This is a genomic window from Helicobacter sp. CaF467b (assembly GCF_022664765.1).
Lineage (GTDB): Bacteria > Campylobacterota > Campylobacteria > Campylobacterales > Helicobacteraceae > Helicobacter_D > Helicobacter_D colisuis.
Genome location: NZ_JALAIY010000001.1, coordinates 1290801 through 1308013, shown reverse-complemented (window position 1 = coordinate 1308013; position 17213 = coordinate 1290801). Strand labels below are relative to the sequence as shown.

At 35.1% G+C, this 17213-nt stretch carries 17 protein-coding genes and 1 other RNA gene; 14 read left to right on the top strand and 4 right to left on the bottom strand.

Features of this window, described 5'->3' with window-relative positions:
- Position 1: 1 nt before the first annotated feature.
- Both MKD52_RS06645 and MKD52_RS06640 read left to right on the top strand, forming a co-directional pair.
- On the top strand, positions 2 to 547 hold the full coding sequence (locus MKD52_RS06645; RefSeq protein WP_112056959.1) for a DUF1882 domain-containing protein: 546 nt from the start codon (positions 2 to 4) through the stop codon (positions 545 to 547).
- Positions 548 to 557: 10 nt separating this feature from the next.
- A complete protein-coding gene (locus tag MKD52_RS06640) occupies positions 558 to 1304 on the top strand; it encodes an SPOR domain-containing protein (RefSeq protein ID WP_242099694.1) in 747 nt (248 codons plus the stop codon).
- A gap of 17 nt (positions 1305 to 1321) precedes the next feature.
- Here the strand turns inward: MKD52_RS06640 and prmC are convergent, their stop codons facing one another.
- Together prmC and MKD52_RS06630 are read right to left on the bottom strand one after the other, a co-directional pair.
- The gene (gene prmC / locus MKD52_RS06635) at positions 1322 to 2158 is read right to left on the bottom strand and encodes a peptide chain release factor N(5)-glutamine methyltransferase (RefSeq protein WP_242099693.1); all 837 of its coding nucleotides are present in this window, start codon (positions 2156 to 2158) and stop codon (positions 1322 to 1324) included.
- The gene (locus tag MKD52_RS06630) at positions 2155 to 3369 is read right to left on the bottom strand and encodes a M48 family metallopeptidase (protein WP_242099692.1); all 1215 of its coding nucleotides are present in this window, start codon (positions 3367 to 3369) and stop codon (positions 2155 to 2157) included. Before MKD52_RS06630 ends, prmC begins: the two co-directional genes overlap by 4 nt.
- Positions 3370 to 3491: 122 nt before the next feature.
- Here MKD52_RS06630 and MKD52_RS06625 point away from each other — a divergent pair, with 122 nt between their 5' ends.
- Together MKD52_RS06625 and MKD52_RS06620 are read left to right on the top strand one after the other, a co-directional pair.
- Entirely contained in the window at positions 3492 to 4517 is a 1026-nt protein-coding gene (locus tag MKD52_RS06625) for a rod shape-determining protein (protein ID WP_112056955.1), read from the top strand.
- Entirely contained in the window at positions 4504 to 5181 is a 678-nt protein-coding gene (locus MKD52_RS06620; protein WP_242099691.1) for a polyphenol oxidase family protein, read from the top strand. Before MKD52_RS06625 ends, MKD52_RS06620 begins: the two co-directional genes overlap by 14 nt.
- Positions 5182 to 5212: 31 nt before the next feature.
- Here MKD52_RS06620 and MKD52_RS06615 read toward each other — a convergent pair whose 3' ends face one another.
- Positions 5213 to 6418 (bottom strand): 2,3,4,5-tetrahydropyridine-2,6-carboxylate N-succinyltransferase, encoded by a 1206-nt coding sequence (locus MKD52_RS06615; RefSeq protein ID WP_242099690.1) that lies wholly within the window; start codon positions 6416 to 6418, stop codon positions 5213 to 5215.
- 117 nt (positions 6419 to 6535) lie between these two features.
- On the opposite strand from MKD52_RS06615, the gene MKD52_RS06610 reads away from it, so the two are divergent.
- From MKD52_RS06610 to MKD52_RS06585, 6 genes are all read left to right on the top strand, one after another.
- Positions 6536 to 6928, top strand: coding sequence for a hypothetical protein (locus tag MKD52_RS06610; RefSeq protein WP_112057085.1), 393 nt, complete (start codon positions 6536 to 6538; stop codon positions 6926 to 6928).
- A 74-nt stretch (positions 6929 to 7002) separates the two neighbouring features.
- Positions 7003 to 7254, top strand: a complete 252-nt coding sequence (locus MKD52_RS06605) for a zf-TFIIB domain-containing protein (RefSeq protein WP_112056952.1) — start codon at positions 7003 to 7005, stop codon at positions 7252 to 7254.
- A 3-nt stretch (positions 7255 to 7257) separates the two neighbouring features.
- A complete protein-coding gene (gene kdsB / locus MKD52_RS06600; RefSeq protein WP_242099689.1) occupies positions 7258 to 7998 on the top strand; it encodes a 3-deoxy-manno-octulosonate cytidylyltransferase in 741 nt (246 codons plus the stop codon).
- A 255-nt stretch (positions 7999 to 8253) separates the two neighbouring features.
- Positions 8254 to 9426 carry a NifS family cysteine desulfurase gene (locus MKD52_RS06595; protein ID WP_112056950.1) on the top strand — a complete coding sequence of 391 codons (1173 nt, stop codon included), beginning with the start codon at positions 8254 to 8256 and terminating at the stop codon, positions 9424 to 9426.
- A 12-nt stretch (positions 9427 to 9438) separates the two neighbouring features.
- Positions 9439 to 10419, top strand: a complete 981-nt coding sequence (locus MKD52_RS06590; protein WP_112056949.1) for an iron-sulfur cluster assembly scaffold protein — start codon at positions 9439 to 9441, stop codon at positions 10417 to 10419.
- Positions 10420 to 10432: 13 nt separating this feature from the next.
- Positions 10433 to 11026, top strand: a complete 594-nt coding sequence (locus tag MKD52_RS06585; RefSeq protein WP_242099915.1) for a pyridoxamine 5'-phosphate oxidase family protein — start codon at positions 10433 to 10435, stop codon at positions 11024 to 11026.
- A gap of 6 nt (positions 11027 to 11032) precedes the next feature.
- Here the strand turns inward: MKD52_RS06585 and zupT are convergent, their stop codons facing one another.
- Positions 11033 to 11902 carry a zinc transporter ZupT gene (gene zupT, locus MKD52_RS06580; RefSeq protein ID WP_242099688.1) on the bottom strand — a complete coding sequence of 290 codons (870 nt, stop codon included), beginning with the start codon at positions 11900 to 11902 and terminating at the stop codon, positions 11033 to 11035.
- A gap of 334 nt (positions 11903 to 12236) precedes the next feature.
- On the opposite strand from zupT, the gene MKD52_RS06575 reads away from it, so the two are divergent.
- The 4 genes from MKD52_RS06575 to guaB form a co-directional block, all read left to right on the top strand.
- Positions 12237 to 14171: a TonB-dependent receptor gene (locus MKD52_RS06575; RefSeq protein WP_242099687.1), complete on the top strand. Its 1935-nt coding sequence runs from the start codon at positions 12237 to 12239 to the stop codon at positions 14169 to 14171.
- Positions 14172 to 14262: 91 nt separating this feature from the next.
- Positions 14263 to 14360: signal recognition particle sRNA small type (ffs, locus tag MKD52_RS06570), an RNA gene on the top strand.
- Positions 14361 to 14453: 93 nt separating this feature from the next.
- Entirely contained in the window at positions 14454 to 15809 is a 1356-nt protein-coding gene (gene gatA / locus MKD52_RS06565) for an Asp-tRNA(Asn)/Glu-tRNA(Gln) amidotransferase subunit GatA (RefSeq protein ID WP_242099686.1), read from the top strand.
- On the top strand, positions 15806 to 17213 hold a 1408-nt coding region (guaB, locus tag MKD52_RS06560; protein ID WP_242099685.1), incomplete at its 3' end, for an IMP dehydrogenase. The genes gatA and guaB, both read left to right, overlap by 4 nt.

The following is a 17213-nucleotide window of genomic DNA, read 5'->3' as shown; positions in this document are numbered from 1 at the left end:
AATGCTAACAGATATGGATTTGAAACTTATCAAAATGATTACCACCCATTATTGGATTAAAGAGCCAGGAATTGGACAAAAAATCCACCATAATGGTCGGATCTTTTATGATAAATTTAAAAGAGTTGATGAGCCACTTACTAGAACTATTCTACAAAGTCATTTTAAAAAAGAAATTACGGTGGCGCATTCTCTTATTAATGCTCAAGAAAAAGTGGAAAATATTGTATTTGATTATAATGGTTTTAATGCGGAGAGATTTTGGCATAGAGCGCAATTGCTTTTAAGAGAAGAGGGGTTTATTAACTTCACTGCTTATGAAACAAAGACACCAGGGCATTTACATCTCTATATTCATAAAGGACATACGACTTTTCAAGAAGCTTGTCAATTAGGAAAAATGTTAAGTGCGAAGTTGGCACAAAAAATGCCAACAGAGTGGAAAATGTTTCCTTCGCTTGATATTCCTAGAAGTTTCAATGTCCTTGCAGTTCCTTATCGGGTTTATAATAAGGAGCGTGGGGCATCTTGGTCGAAACATATGTAAAGGAGAGAAAATGAAAAATATTGATGAGAACAAAAAAGAGGAATTAGAGCTTGATGATTTGCTAATTAGTGGTAACGAAGATGAAGAAGTAAGAGAATCTAAGAGCAAAAAAACAATTTTATTAGTAGCAATTGGAGTGGTTTTATTTGCTATTATTATTTTGGTAGTGTATTTATTACAGGGTGATACCAAACAGGCAACTTCAACAAATACTGCAATTAACAAGCCATTAGAAGAGGCAAAGTTACCAGAGGTCGAACAAAAAGAAACTAATACAGATTTTGGGCAAGTTCCAATTCAATCTCAAAATTCAAGCAATTCTGATGAACAATTCCAGAGAATCATTGATCAAATCAAAGCCCAGCAAAAAGAACAAAGCTTACCTAATCCGCCTAAAGAGGAAGTTGCTCCTATAAAAGAAGTGGTTGTGCCAAGCAAATCTGAACCTGAGGCGAAAAAGGTGGATAATAATGTGGCAACTCCAAGTGCTCCTAATGTAGCAACACAATCAAATCAAAGTAGTAATGAAATTGCAAAAGGATTTTATATTCAAGTGGGATCTTTTAGTAAGTTTTCTCCTAATAAAGAGTTGCTAGGGACTATTAAAGATTTGAATTTTAAATATAGTATGCAAAAGGTAGGTGAGGTTAATCGCTTATTAATTGGTCCTTTTAAAACAAAGTTAGATGCGCAAAATCAACTTGGCTTGGTCAAAGAAAGACTTAATAAGGATGCCTTTATTAAAGAAATCAAATAAGCTTCATGCTTGTTTGGTCAAAATTCAATAATAAAACCTCTTTCTAAATTAGCAAGATCTTGGTAAAATTCTAGCTTCTGATGCGGAATATTTTGCATAAGACTTTCTATACTTTCTCTTTGATTATAGCCCATTTCACAAATTAAGTGTGGAATCTCATTTTCATAAGCTAATCTAATGATTTGATGAAGTATTTCATCCCCCTTCTCTCCGCCAAATAGAGCCTTTTGTGGCTCAAAGCTAAGAGAAGTTGGCAGAATCTCCCCTTTTTTGATATAAGGGGGGTTAGAAACTAATAAATCAAAACAGATATTTTCTTCTTTGTTAAAATCTAAAAAGGAACTTTTATAGAGTTTGATGTTTGAAACTTTGAATTTTTTAAGATTAACATGAGTGTTAAAAAGCGCCTCTGGGGCAATATCACTTGCATAAAAGTTTAAGTTTGAATCGGGTAATAAAAGAGCTAACATAATGCTTATAATTCCGCTTCCAATGCCAATTTCAGCGATATTTTTGTAATTATTTTGCGCAATAATATCTTTTGCTTTATCTACTAAAATTTCTGTTTCAGGGCGGGGAATTAAAACTCCTCTATCAATGTAAAATTCTTCTCCATAAAAACCAACTTTATTAGTAATATATTCAATGGGTTCAAGATTTTTTCGCCTTTGGATAAGATCTATAAAAAGCATTTCGTGAAAGGATGAGAGATTTTGTGTGCTATGGCTGTGGAGATAGATTCTAGATTGGTTTAGAATGTGAGAGAGTAGGATTTCAGATTCTAAATAAGGGCGTTGGATTTGATTGTTTTTTAAAGCATGAGCGCCAAAGTCTATAGCTTCTTTGAGTGTCATTTTTGATTCTCAAATGCCAAATGTTCGCAATTTAGAGCGATTAATCGCGCCATAAGGGGTGGATGAGTGTAATAAAAGCGCATATAAAGTTTGTGTGAAAGGGGGAATGAATTGTTTTCTTTTACAAGTAGCAAAAGAGCTTTGGCTAAGGCTTCATTACTAGTGAGTTTGGCACCAAATTGATCGGCATTGTATTCATTTTTGCGGCTAAAATAACCAAGAATGGGGGTAAAATAAAAGCCAATTGGCGCACTTAAAAGCAATAAAAAAACAATAATGCTGTGTGGAGATTGCACAATATTGGCTTCTGCAAATAGGGATTGTGGCAAATTGGCAATTAAAAGCAATAAAACAAAAAAGAAAGACAAAACGAGCACCATCATTTTATAAATATCATTGCGTTTAAAATGTCCTAATTCATGCCCTAAAACTGCCAAAATAGAATCTTTTGGGATTTTTTCTAAGAGTGTGTCAAACAAAATCACACGCTTTGTTTTGCCAATACCACCAAAATAAGCATTTAATCTACCATCTCGGCGTGAGGCATCCATAACAAAAACTCCGTTAGAATGGAAGCCAACTCTAGTTAAAAGATTTTGAATGGCATTGCTTAAATCTTTATCTTCTAGGGGGGTGAATTTGTTAAATAAGGGCGCAATTAAAGTGGGATATAAAAGGTTAGTTCCAATAATAAAAAGAGCGCCTATAATAAAAGCATAAAACTCCCATGAAGGGATATTGGCAATAATCCAAGTAAAAATAAAAATCAAAATACCGCCTAATATCAATAAAAGCAAAAAAGATTTTATGGTATCAGCAAGAAAAAGTTTGATTCCGCCTTTGGCAAAGCCAAACTTTTTATCAATTACTAGAGTCTTATAAGCATCAAATGGCAAAGAAAAAAGGCTTTGGATGAATAAAAATAACAAAACAAAGAGTGTGCTACCTAGGAGTGAGTTTGTGGGTAAGAGAGATTCTAGTATTTGTAACCCAAAAAGAATCCAAACCCATAGCAAACAAAAATCTACAAGGGTATTTAAAAAGGAGATTTTTTCCTTGATAATAGAGTAATTAGCGGCTTTTTTAAATGAAGTCGAATCTAAAATATAAGGTTTTTTGTTATATTGGGTTTTGAGAAATCTAAGCTCAATAATACTTAGAAGCATTTTGGGGAGTGTTAAAAATAGACCATAAAATAAAATAAAAGACATTAATTTCCTTGCAATAGGTGAATTTTGCAAATTATAGCAAAAGTTGATGAAAATAGAGTTTTAAATAGCAGTTTGCAAGTAGTTTTGTTATAATTTTGTAAAATATTATGGGTTGGAGAATTATGGCTTTATTAGAAAGAAATGATATTGCAATTGATTTGGGCACAGTAAATACCATTGTGAGAAATAATGCAGAAGATATTATATTTTGCGAAGCGACTTGTATTACTTTAGAGGATATGGGCGATTCTAAGAGAGTGGTGTGCATTGGTGATCAGGCAAAAAAGATGATGGGGCGCGCACCAAGTAATTTTGAAGTGATTAATCCGCTTTTAAATGGAGCCATCAGTGATTTTGAAACAACAAAAACTTTTATTAGTGCTTTGATTTCTCTTGGTCAAACTTCGAAACTTGCACCGCGCGTTGGGATTAGTATTCCAAGGAATCTCACGCAAGTAGAGCGCCATTCTTTGTATGAAGCTACAATACTTGCAGGAGCCAAAGAAGCCTTTTTGATAGAAGATCCCTTTAGTGCTAGTGTGGGGGCAGGATTAGATATTAGCACAGCAAGAGCAAAAATGGTGATTGATGCGGGTGGGGGCTTGATTGAAGCAAGTGTTATTTCTCTTGGAGGTTTGATAGCAAGTGCTTTTACAAAAGAAGCGGGAGATTTTGTGGATTACGCCTTAATAGAGTATTGCAGGTATAACAAAAATATCGGCATTAGTAAAGAATTGGCAGAAAAAATTAAGCGACAAATCAGAGTTTTTGGTGAAAATCCTATTATTAATATTGGCGCTAAATCTTTATCTAATGGAATGCCTATTTCCTATGAATTGAATTTAGATGAGTTAAAGCATGTGCTTTTGACAGGAATGTTTAAAATCAAAAACACTATTTTAGAAACAATTCAGAAGTCTCCACCTCAAATTGCACCTGATTTGATAGAAGATGGAGCAATTCTTACTGGGGGTATGGCATTGATAGAGGGAATGAAAGAATTTTTAGAAGAAGAACTTAAAATGCAAATCAACCTTTCTCCTAATCCTTTGTTGGATATTTCTAAGGGGGCTTGTATAATTATGCAAAATTATGATGCTTATGATAGAGTGGAATGGAGCGGAGGGAGTATCGTTGATAATTCCTAAGGGTTTAGAGCTTTGGTTAAGCAAAGAGGGGAGAAATATAGCTTTTCATGCTGGAAATTTAACCAAAGAAACAGTTAAGCAAAATCAAAGTATAGAACTACAAAGTCGTGGTTATTCTATAGAGCAATTGTGCTTTTTAAAACAAGTGCATGGGAATAATATTTTAAAGGCTTCTAGTGGCGGATTGCTTGGCGATGGAGATGGAATTGTTTTGGATAAAATCGGCTTAGTTGGCTTAATTATGGTGGCAGATTGTAATCCTATTGTTGTGTTTGATAGGGCTAAGCGAGTTTTAGTATTGCTTCATGCAGGTAGGCTTGGTGTAGAAAAAGGAATTGTTTTTAAGGCATTTTCTCTTTTGCAGAGAGAATATCAAAGTTGTTTGAGTGATCTTTTTGTTTATATTGGTCCATCAATTAGAGGATGTTGCTATGAAGTGGGCATAGAAGCCTTAAGCCAAGCGCTAGAGAGTGGCAAGATTACTAAAGAAAGAAAAATATATTTAGATTTAATAGAAGTTTTAAAAGAGCAATTTAAGAAAATTGGTATTTGTGATTATGAGATTGATCCGCTTTGCACTTGTTGCAGTGGGCGATATTTTTCTTATCGTAGGGATAGAAATTGTGGGAGATTTGGAATATTCGCAAGTTTGACTGAAAAGTAAAGTGATTCTGCTATAAAGCAGAATCTAGTCTTTAGTGTAGGGCTGAATTGAGTTCTATTTTTCGGTTAGAGCGGAAAGCAATCATAACACCACTCTTAGAATCGCATCGGAAGTGGATTCCATTTTTGCCTGAAAGTTCCCTGCCTTTGTAAAGCCCATTGTCTTTGATTTCAAAGTCTGGATTAATTTCTTTAATTTTTTGAGCTTCTTGCGGAGCAATTTGGAAAATTGTTCCTGCTAAAATCGCAATTCCACCATCTACAATACACCCATCGCCCAAACTAATACCTGTAGAGCTATTTACGCCAAGTAGGCAGTTTTTACCAATGCTAATAGGATCAGAGTTACCACCACTTAGCACACCTAAAATACTTGCACCACCGCCAACATCACTACCTTCCCCAACAATTACGCTAGATGAGATTCTGCCCTCATTCATGCACGCGCCCATTGCACCGGCATTGAAATTCACATAGCTTGCTCCAGGCATTTGTGTATAACCACCGGTTCCTAAATACGCACCAAATCGAGTTTTTGCAGTGTCAAGAAGGCGGATATTGTCATATTGTGGAATAACTTGCATTAAGTAGCGTGGGAATTTATCGACAAAATCAATTGCAGGGAATTCTCCACGCATTTTAAGAGTAATTTCATTTTCTCTTAGCCAATCTAGCTCAAAAGGCACATTTCCACTCCACGCTACATTGCTTAAAAGCCCAAAGATTCCATCTAGATATAAACTTCTAAGAGGTGCTTTACCCAAAGAGAGTGCAAGGAGTTTCATATAAGCAGATTCAACGCTTTTACATTGCTTATCTTCATAGATGGCGCAGAATCGGTATCTAAAATCGCCATTTTCAGTATAGATTCTATCTTCTTGTAAAGCGCGTTGTAATTCTAAGACTACCGCTACATTTTTATGTGCGTTAGGATTGCTTTGAGTTTCTGCTAAATAAGGAGAGAAAGCTTCTAAGGCTTTGATAACAAACTCTTCTGTGATACCAAAAACCAATTCGCTTTCACAATCCTCTAAGATTTCACACTCTTCGCGCAAATCCCAAAAAATAGCATAACTACCAAAATTTTCTTGCCAGTTTAAAACGGGGTAAGTGGCTTGTAAAACTTTGTTGCTCATTACTCCGACATCAGCATAGCAGATTCCAAAGCCAAGAGGCGTTTTATAATTGCTTTTTGCTTGAATCTCACTTACTTTTTGTTTAAAATCGTTTGCATTCATATAAATTCCTTCCATTTTTTATTTTGCTATTATAACCAAAGTTTAACAATTCTACAAAAATTAAAGTGAAGTTAGAATATAATTGAAGTCTAGAGATTAGGGGGAGTAGATTTGAAAATGCAACAAGATTTTTTGTTTTTAGTGTTGATGGGTGCGGTGATAGGGATTTTATTTTTGGGTTTGTTGGCTGCCTTTTTGCTAAAAAAACCTAAGGTGGCTAAGGAGGCAAAAAACTTTCCTAGAGCCCAAGAGATTTTAGAAGCTTTAAAGCAAAAAGATAAAAGTTTGGAGGATTTAAAAAAGTGTGTAAATTTGGCTAAGATTTACTATAATGCTTATATGGAAGAAATTTTAGATTTTGATGTGCAATTTGTATTATTGCTTGCAACGCATAGAGCAGTCAATGCAAAATTGCTTTTAGAGATTGAATCGTATTTTAAAAGTGCTAATCCTAGTCGCAAAGAGATTGTAGATAAAGCTTTAGAAGTTGGAGTAACAAACCGAAAATGAGAGCAGTTTTTTAATTTAATCTGTAGAAATTTAAGTTAATTTCTATATAATTTCTTCAAAAAAAAGGGTAAAAAATGCAGTGTCCAGTTTGTAGTGGCGTAGATTTAGTGATGAGTGAGAGAAGTGGTGTTGAGATTGATTATTGCCCTAAATGTCGTGGAGTTTGGCTTGATAGGGGTGAATTAGATAAAATTATTGAGCGTTCTACCCAAAATATGCAAACTCCAAGATATGAGGAAAGAAGGCAATATGGGGATACAAGATACAAAGAAAACTATAAGCCTAAAAAACGAGAAAGTTTTTTGGGTGAATTATTTGATTTTTAGACTATGATTATTATTCCTGCTAGATTAAAATCTACACGCTTCCCTAATAAGATTCTTGCTCCCATTGGCGGGATTCCTATGGTGATTCGAGTTGCAAAAATAGCAAAAGAAGTGGATGAGGTTGTGATTGCTTGTGATGATGTTAGCGTAAAAGAAGTGTGTGAACAATATGGCTTTAAGTCTATTCTAACAAGCAAAGAGCATGAGAGTGGCACAGATAGAATCGCAGAATGTGCAAGAATTTTGGGCTTAGGACAAGATGAAATTATCATTAATTTGCAAGGAGATGAGCCCTTTATTGAAAAAGAAGTGATACAAAAATTGAAAAATCTTATGGAATCTAAGCTAAAAGAAAAAGGGGAAATCCCTTTTATGGGGAGTTGTATGCGAGTGGTTTCAAAAAAGGAGGCAGAAGATCCTAATTTAGTTAAAGTTGTGATAAATCAAGAAAAAGAAGCGATTTATTTTTCGCGCGCTAGGATTCCTTATGATAGAGAAAATATTCTTGATTCGCATGATAAGTGGCAGTATTTTGGGCATTTAGGAATCTATGCTTTTAGCGGAAAGAGTTTGCAAGAATTTTGTAATCTACCTAAGTTGGCGCTAGAAGAAATTGAAAAATTAGAGCAGTTAAGAGCCATAGAAAATAAAAAAACAATTGTAATGGTGGAAGTGTGTAGTCAATCTTTTGGGATTGATACTAAAGAAGATTTAAAAAGGGCTTTAGAAATTTTTTCTCTTTAGAATAAAATTTGTAGATTCTAGTTTGTCTGACTAAAGGCTTAGAATCTGCAAAGCTTAAGTGGTATTTGTGATTAATTTATTTTTAACCAAATGATAAAATTTACCTTTTGTGAAAGTAGTTGATTCTAAAGAAAATAAAGCTATAGGTTTTAATTATCTTTAAGGTTTTTTAGAGTAAAAGCTAAATTCATTTTGATTTTTTTAGAAAATGAAAGATTTTATAAATTTATTTGAATAATTTGAAAGGATAATAAAATGAGTGAGGCTAACAAAAGGGTTTATTTGGATAATAATGCAACAACAATGTTAGACCCTAAAGCTAAGGAATTAATGGATTCTTATTTTTGTGAGAAATATGGCAATCCTAATTCCTTGCACATTTTTGGAACAGAAACGCACAAAGTCATTAGGGAAGCCTTTAATCATCTCTATGAGGGCATTAATGCAAGAGATGAAGATGATATTATCATCACTTCTTGTGCTACAGAATCAAATAACTGGGTGTTAAAAGGTGTGTATTTTGATGTTTTACGCTTTGGTGAAAAGAATCATATTATTACTACAGATGTAGAGCATCCAGCGGTTTTGGCAACCTGTAGATTTTTAGAAAGTCTTGGAGTGGAAGTAACTTACCTCTCCATTGGCGAAAATGGGACATTAGATGCTAAGCAAGTAGAAGAAGCCATTACAGATAAAACAGCGTTAGTTAGCATTATGTGGGCAAATAATGAAACAGGAATCATTTTTCCTATTGAAGAAATTGGTGCAATTTGTAAAAAAAGGGGTGTTTTATTTCATACTGATGCGGTGCAGGCTATCGGCAAAATTCCTGTTGATGTGCAAAAGGCTAATGTGGATTTTCTAAGCTTTAGTGCGCATAAATTCCACGGACCTAAAGGAATTGGTGGGCTTTATATTAAAAAAGGCGTGAAATTAACTCCACTTTTCCATGGTGGTGAGCATATGGGTGGAAGACGCAGTGGAACGCTTAATGTGCCTTATATTGTTGCAATGGGAGAGGCAATGCGACAAGCTTGTTTGTATTTGGATTTTGAACGCAATAATGTAAGACGATTGCGTGATAAACTAGAAGATGCACTACTAGAAATTCCTGATGTATTTGTTGTGGGAGATAGAGCGTTGCGTGTGCCTAATACGATTTTGGTGAGTATTCGTGGAGTTGAAGGGGAAGCAATGCTTTGGGATTTGAATAAAAATGGTATTGCTTGTTCAACAGGAAGTGCTTGTGCGAGTGAAGATTTGGAGGCAAATCCAGTTATGAGTGCCATTGGTGCAGATAAGGAATTAGCGCATACTGCAGTAAGAATCTCTTTAAGTCGTTTTACAACGCAAGAAGAAATTGACTATGCAATCACTATTTTTAAAAAATCAATTGAACGCCTAAGAGCGATTTCAAGTAGCTATTAAAAAGGATTAAATATGGCAAAAAATGAATTACTTGGTGGAGCATTGTGGGATGCTTATAGTAAAAAAGTTAGCGAGAGAATGGATAATCCAACTCATTTGGGAGTTATCACGCAAAAAGAAGCTGATGAGCGTGGCTTAAAGCTGATTGTGGCAGATTATGGCGCAGAGGCTTGTGGTGATGCAGTAAGGCTATATTGGCTTGTGGATTCTAATGATGTGATTGTGGATGCTAAGTTTAAAAGCTTTGGCTGTGGGACTGCTATTGCAAGTAGTGATATGATGGTTGAGCTTTGCTTGGGCAAAAAGGTGCAAGAGGCAGTTAAGATTACAAACATTGATGTTGAAAAGGCTTTGCGCGATGATCCTGATACTCCAGCAGTTCCAGGACAAAAAATGCATTGTTCTGTTATGGCTTATGATGTTATTAAAAAGGCGGCAGCTTTATATTTGGGTAAGAATCCAGAAGATTTTGAAGATGAAATTATCGTGTGTGAGTGCGCTAGAGTAAGCCTTGGAACAATTAAAGAAGTGATTAAACTCAATGATTTAAAAAGTGTAGAAGAGATCACAGAATACACTAAAGCAGGGGCTTTCTGTAAAAGCTGTATTAAACCTGGAGGACACGAAGAGAGAGAATATTATCTTGTAGATATTTTGCGTGATGTGCGCGCTGAAATGGAAGAAGAAGCGCTAAAAAACAAAGCAGATTTAGAATCAAAGGGAGATTTGAAGTTTGCTGATATGACTTTGGTTCAAAAAATTAAAGCCATTGAGAGTTTAATTGATGAAAAAATTCGCCCAATGCTAATGATGGATGGCGGAAATATGGAGATCATCGAGCTTAAAAATTCTAGCGATGGACATACTGATGTTTATATCCGCTATCTTGGTGCGTGCAGTGGCTGTGCTAGCGGTGCGACAGGAACGCTTTTTGCCATTGAATCAGTTTTGCAAGAAGGGCTTGATTCTAGTATTCGCGTTTTCCCTGTGTGAGAAGTAAATGCTAATGCGTCGCAGTGAATTTGAGTGTTTTGATTCTCAAATACTACAGACAATGTTAGCAAAAATTGAGTTTGGAGTGATGGTTATCCCTGATGGTGAGCCTTATGGAGTGCCTATTAGTTTTTGCTATGAAGAAGGTGAGATCTATTTTCATGGAGCAAAAAGTGGCAGAAAATATCATTTGTTAAAGGAGAATCCAAAAGTCTCCTTTAGTGCTACAAAAATTTATTCTTATATTCCTTCTTATTTTTTAAATAACACAATGATTCCTACGCAATTTTTCTTTTCTGTTTATCTAAGTGGCACTTTTGAAACAATTACAGATTATCAAAGAAAAAAGTGTATTTTAAAGTCGTTAGTGCAAAAGTATGAATCTCATAATGATTCATTGGATATGGATTTGGGTCAATTTAAAGGGCAAGAAAGGGGTGTATTTGTTGGAGTAATAAAGGTAGAAAGTCAAAGCATAAAAGCAAAATTTGGGCAAAACTTAAAACAGGAAGTTAGAGAACAAATAATCAGAGATTTGACTAATAGAGGCACTTTATTAGATCAAGAAACTATTGAAATGATGCGCTATTTTAGCCCCCAACCTTGAGGTTTGTTAGTGATTTAAAATTAATAGGCTAAAGGCTATGACTACCATTCCTAGAATTAATCCATATAAGCTATCGTGTGCTTCTCCATAGTTTTTTGAAGCGGGAAGTAATTCATCTAGTGAGATAAATACCATAATTCCAGCTACAAAGGCAAAAGTAATTGCTAAAGTTAAATCTCCCATAAAAGGTAATAGAAATAATGCGCCAATGATTGCTCCTAAGGGTTCTGCAAGTCCAGAAATAGCAGAGTAATAGAAAGCTTTCTTTTTGTTGCCTGTGGCGTGATAAATAGGTAGGGAAACCGCCATACCTTCAGGAATGTTGTGAATGGCAATGGCAAGTGCGATGATAATACCAAATGAAAGATTATCTAAGCTTGAAGCAAAGACTGCAAAGCCTTCTGGAAAATTATGTATTCCAATGGCAATGGCTGTTAAAATCCCCATGTGTTTAAGTTTTAAAGTTTCTCTTTGTGAGATTCCAGGGTGATAGCTTGGTTTTTGTTTGCCACTAGGAATGGGGCAAATTTTTAACTCTAATAACTCATCATTATCTTTAGGATTGTGTGGATTAAGTTCTTTTGGGATTAGTTTATCGATAAGTAGGCTGATTAATAAGCCTCCAAAAAAACATAATAAACCTATTATTGCGCCAAAATCTTTAGAATAGGTTTTGAAATCTAGCAATGAAGAGGGTAGAATCTCTACAAAAGCAATATAAATCATAACTCCCGCAGAAAAACCCAGCCCAAAAGATAAAAATCGAGTATTATTTGCATATGAAAAGAAAGCAATTAAAGCTCCAATTGCACTTGAGGCACCTGCAAAAAATGTTAGCATGATGGCATAAAAAACCTGCCAAGATAAAATTTCCATAATTAATTCCTTTAATAAAAACCAAATTGTAGCACTTTTTGTATTAATAAGATAAAGAGAATAATATTAACAATATAATTGTATTTTTTTAATGATTTAAAAGTAAATAGTTTATTTTTCTTTGTGATATATAAAATGTTACAATATGTAATTATAAAATCAATAAAGCAAACCAAATTATAAGAATCTAGTTTAAGTGCAAGTTTTATTTAAAGCATCGTGTTATAATCCTGTTAGTTAGCTTATTTTAATTGAGGCTGTGAGTGAGATATTGATACAAGTAAGCCATTAGATTCTTTTTAAAATAAGATAATAATTTTTAAGGAGATATTTCATGAAACACAAAGCTTTTGCATTCTTATCTCTCTCAACTCTGCTTTATTCTCAAGGCAATCAAGTTACGATACAATATGCTAATTCTCCCCTAGCAAATCCTACGCAAATTGATTACACTGATATTTTAGGTAAAGATTCGCTTTTAAATAGTAGCGATATTGCAAAGAGTTTGCAGCAGATTCCTGGGTTTTCAGTCGCTAAAAAAGGCGGAGGTGGAACAGAAGCGTTTTTTCGATCGCTTGGTGGAGGTAGATTGCCAATTGTCGTAAATGGAGGGACTTTATTAGGAGGTTGTGGTGGTAGAATGGATACGACTTTAACCTATGTGTTCCCGCAAAATTATAATTCTATTACCATTATAAAAGGTCCTCAAGATGTAAGATATGGATCTTTGATTACTGGGGGAATGCTTTTTGATAGAGAGATTCTAACACTTCAAAAACCAAGCTTTAATGGTGGTGTGGATGCACTTTATGGAAGTTTTGGAAGGGTTGATGCTAATGCGCATTTAATAGGCGGAAATGAACTAGGTAGCTTACAGGCTATTTATTCAAACTATAGAAGTGATGATTATGAAAGTGGCAGGGGAGATAGGGTGCATTCTGCATACAAAAGACAATCTGGGACTTTTGTTGGCGCTTTAACTCCTAGTCCTGATTTAAAGCTAGAACTTAGTTTTGATATTGGCAGGGGAGAAGCTGCTTATGCAGATAGGACAATGGATGCGAGAACTTTTGATAGAGAATCTTATCAAGCACATCTTGTTAAATTTTTCAATGATGATAAGCTGGATTTTCATATTTATCATCACGAGATTGATCATATTATGGATAATTTTAGCCTAACTAATGGTATGCCAAAAATAGGAAATAAATATCAAATTAGCAATCCCAATAGGACAAATACGGGCGGAAGATTAGAATATCAAAAAAAGTTTGATCTCTCTAAGATTTACTTTGGTGGAAATTATAATTTAGATAAGCACAAATCTAGGGCTATTGCAAATCAAAATAGCGCACAAGAAGCAGAAATGATTCTAAATAGCCCTTATGCGCCTAATTATACTTTTAAAAGTTATGGGGTTTTTTCGCAAATAGAAACCTTTACTTCATCTAATATGGGATATTTTGCAGGTATAAGGGGCGATAGGGTGGATATGACAGCCCACAAGCTAGATACTTCTAATACAAAATATGCCCTAAGTGGTTTTGGAAGAGCTGAAAAATATTTGGGTGATTACACGCTTTATGCAGGTTTGGGCTATGCACAAAGGATTCCTGATTTCTGGGAAGTTTCTAAGGGAAATGGCTTGAATCTAAAAAAAGAAAAAAACACGCAATTAGATTTGGGGGCAACTTATCACAAAGAGCAGCTTAACTTTAGTGTGTCTAGCTATGTTTCTTATATTCAAGATTATATTATGTTAAATTACAATACAGCTACCACTACAGGCTTTAACACTGATGCGTTATTATTGGGTGGAGAAGCAGAGATTTCTTATGAATTTTTGCCTAATACATTTGCATTAGCTCAAATGAGCTATACCTATGGACAAGACACAAAAGAAAATAGACCACTAGCGCAAATTGCGCCTTTGCAAACACTCTTTGCGCTAAAATATGATGACAATAAATATTTTATTAAAGGTGAAATCATCGCGCATGCAAAACAAACTAGAAGTTTAGAAGGCTATGGCAATGTGGTGGGTCAAGATTTTGGCGATTCAAGTGGATTTGGTATTATAAACTTTTATGTGGGTTACACTTATGATAATATCAAACTTTTTGCAGGGGTTGAAAACCTCACAGATAAACTCTATAGCTACCACCTCTCTAAAAATAGTATTGATTTGAGTGTAGCAGACAATCCTGTTAATTCTAGAATTTACGAAATGGGAAGAAATTTTTGGATAAGAGCTAAAATAGATTTTTAAGGATTAAAAAGAATTAAAAAGTAAAAAACTTTCACCTAGAGAAAATTAATTTGCTTTTTTTAAAAAAAATAAATATAATTTCAGTCGCCCTTTTTGAGACTTGTGCAATGGGTTTTTTGAATAATGCTTCAGGGTGGGAACACAGCAGAGCCTTCAAAATGCTTATGTGCCGCAAGTATCTTAAGAAGGGTTTTAAAAACTTCATTTTTTTACTACTTTAACCCTTTTATCAAAAATATTTTTTTATAATTCTAAAATTTTTTAAAATTCATGGAGTATTAAATGTATATCCCTACTTTACAAGAAGCATTGAAACTCGATAAAGATGGAATTAGAGAGTTAAAAGCAAATTTAACACAAGCAATTAAGCAGAGCAATCTTAATGCTTATGTGGGAGATTTGCAAGATTATAATAAAGAATGTCTCCCTATAGCTATTAAAGATAATATTAATGTTAAAGGTTGGGAGATTACTTGTGCAAGTAAGATTCTACAAGGCTATATCGCACCTTATAATGCTACTGCAATAGAGAATCTAGCAAAACATAAAATGGCACCTTTTGGGCGCACTAATATGGATGAATTTGCTATGGGAAGCACAACTGCAAGTAGTTGCTATGGCAAAACGCTTAACCCAAAAAATCCAAGCAAAGTCCCGGGTGGAAGTAGTGGGGGGAGTGCTGCAGCAGTCGCTGGTGGAATTGCAATTGCTGCATTAGGCAGTGATACAGGAGGTAGTATCCGCCAACCTGCTAGTTTTTGTGGCTGTGTGGGATTAAAGCCCACTTATGGTAGGGTTAGTCGTTATGGGTTGGTGGCTTATAGTTCTAGCCTTGATCAAATCGGACCTATTACACAAAATATCACAGATTGTGCGATATTATTTGATGCTATTAGCGGATATGATAAAATGGATTCTACTTCTGCAAATTTTTCATCTACAAACACTTATGATAATCTTAATGGAAATCGTAAGATGAGAATTGCAATATTGCCTAGTCTATTAAAAGATGCTGATAAAAATATTCAAGATGCATACCAAAAAAGTATTGATCTCTTAAGTGCTAATGGACACACTATTGTTGAAAAAGAAATGCTTGATACTAGCTATATTATCGCGGCATATTATGTGATTTGCACAGCAGAAGCAAGCTCAAATTTAGCGCGCTTTGATGGAGTGCGCTATGGGAATAGGGCAGAAAATGTTAATAATCTTAAAGAATTGTATTTAAAAACCCGATCACAAGGCTTTGGTGATGAGGTGAAGCGTAGAATCTTGCTTGGTTCTTTTGTATTAAGTAGCGGATATTATGATGCTTATTATATCAAGGCTCAAAAGGTGCGCACTCTTATTGCAAGACAATACAATGAAATCTTAAAAGATTGTGATGCGATTCTCTCTCCAGTAGCACCAAGCACTGCTTTTGGATTTGATGAATGTAAAACACCTTTGCAAATGTATTTAGAAGATATTTATACAATTGGGGTAAATCTTGCAGGACTTCCAGCGCTTTCTTTACCAGTTGGAGAGAGTGAGGGAATGCCTATTGGAATGCAATTAATTGGTGCGGCTTTTGAAGAGCAAAAGTTGCTCGATTTGGGCTTAAATTTGGAAAATCTTATTAAGGAGAGCTTATGAAAATTAGAGCGCGTGCATTGACTTTTGAAGATGTGTTGTTGGTTCCAGCTTATTCAGAAATTTTACCTAAAGAAGTTTCTTTGGGAACAAAGTTTAGTAAAAATATCACTTTAAACTCACCGCTTGTTTCTGCAGCGATGGATACGGTTACAGAATACAGCACAGCCATTGCTATGGCAAGGGTTGGTGGAATTGGTATCATTCATAAAAATATGGATATTAACTCTCAAGTAACACAGATTAAAAAGGTAAAAAAGAGTGAAAGTGGAGTAATCATCGATCCAATTTTCATTAGTCCAGATGCAACTTTAATGCAAGCCAAAGCCATCACAGATAATTATAAGATTTCAGGAGTCCCTGTAGTTGATGATAATGGTAGTTTGATTGGAATCTTGACTAATCGCGATATGCGTTTTGAGACAGATTTAAGTCGCCCTGTTAAAGAAATTATGACAAAAGCGCCTTTGGTTACTGCAAAAGTTGGCACAAGCTTAGAAGAAGCGCGTAATATTATGAATAAGCATAAAATTGAGAAATTGCCAATTGTCAATGAAAAAGGAATTTTAAAAGGATTGATTACTATTAAAGATATTCAAAAAAGAATTGAATATCCAAATTCCAATAAAGATGATTTTGGCAGATTGCGCGTGGGAGCAGCTATTGGTGTTTTTCAATATGATAGAGCAAAAGCATTAGTAGAAGCAGGAGTTGATGTTTTGGTACTTGATTCAGCACACGGGCATAGTCGTGGGATTTTAGAAACAATCAAAGAGATTAAAAAGCATTTAGTTGTGGATATTGTCGCAGGAAATGTGGCGACAAGAGAAGGTGCTCAAGCGCTAATTGATGCGGGAGCTGATGGTGTAAAAGTGGGTATTGGACCCGGAAGTATTTGCACTACTCGTATTGTAGCAGGTGTGGGTGTGCCACAGATTACAGCCATTGCTGATGTGTCTGAAGTTTGTCATAAAATGGGAGTTCCGTTGATTGCCGATGGTGGGATTAAATATTCAGGTGATATTGCAAAAGCACTTGCAGCAGGGGCTAGTAGCGTAATGATAGGCAGTATGTTGGCAGGGACTGAAGAATCTCCAGGTGAGACAATTATTTATCAAGGCAGACAGTATAAAAGTTATCGCGGAATGGGTAGCTTAGGAGCGATGAATAAGGGGAGTGCAGATAGATATTTTCAAGAAGGCACCGCACAAGAAAAACTTGTCCCAGAGGGTATTGAGGGTAGAGTGCCTTATCGTGGAAGGATTTCTGATGTGATTCATCAAATGCTTGGTGGATTGCGATCTTCAATGGGATATTTGGGAGCTAAGGACATTACCACTTTGTGGGAGAAAGCAGAATTTGTGGAAATCACACAAAGTGGATTGCGTGAATCGCATGTGCATGATG

Coding starts and splice junctions, on each gene's coding strand:
- MKD52_RS06645 (WP_112056959.1), top strand. CDS start 2: ATGCTAACAGATATGGATTTGAAACTTATCAAAATGATTACCACCCAT.
- MKD52_RS06640 (WP_242099694.1), top strand. CDS start 558: ATGAAAAATATTGATGAGAACAAAAAAGAGGAATTAGAGCTTGATGAT.
- prmC (WP_242099693.1), bottom strand. CDS start 2,158: ATGACACTCAAAGAAGCTATAGACTTTGGCGCTCATGCTTTAAAAAAC.
- MKD52_RS06630 (WP_242099692.1), bottom strand. CDS start 3,369: ATGTCTTTTATTTTATTTTATGGTCTATTTTTAACACTCCCCAAAATG.
- MKD52_RS06625 (WP_112056955.1), top strand. CDS start 3,492: ATGGCTTTATTAGAAAGAAATGATATTGCAATTGATTTGGGCACAGTA.
- MKD52_RS06615 (WP_242099690.1), bottom strand. CDS start 6,418: ATGAATGCAAACGATTTTAAACAAAAAGTAAGTGAGATTCAAGCAAAA.
- MKD52_RS06610 (WP_112057085.1), top strand. CDS start 6,536: ATGCAACAAGATTTTTTGTTTTTAGTGTTGATGGGTGCGGTGATAGGG.
- MKD52_RS06605 (WP_112056952.1), top strand. CDS start 7,003: ATGCAGTGTCCAGTTTGTAGTGGCGTAGATTTAGTGATGAGTGAGAGA.
- kdsB (WP_242099689.1), top strand. CDS start 7,258: ATGATTATTATTCCTGCTAGATTAAAATCTACACGCTTCCCTAATAAG.
- MKD52_RS06595 (WP_112056950.1), top strand. CDS start 8,254: ATGAGTGAGGCTAACAAAAGGGTTTATTTGGATAATAATGCAACAACA.
- MKD52_RS06590 (WP_112056949.1), top strand. CDS start 9,439: ATGGCAAAAAATGAATTACTTGGTGGAGCATTGTGGGATGCTTATAGT.
- MKD52_RS06585 (WP_242099915.1), top strand. CDS start 10,433: ATGCGTCGCAGTGAATTTGAGTGTTTTGATTCTCAAATACTACAGACA.
- zupT (WP_242099688.1), bottom strand. CDS start 11,902: ATGGAAATTTTATCTTGGCAGGTTTTTTATGCCATCATGCTAACATTT.
- MKD52_RS06575 (WP_242099687.1), top strand. CDS start 12,237: ATGAAACACAAAGCTTTTGCATTCTTATCTCTCTCAACTCTGCTTTAT.
- gatA (WP_242099686.1), top strand. CDS start 14,454: ATGTATATCCCTACTTTACAAGAAGCATTGAAACTCGATAAAGATGGA.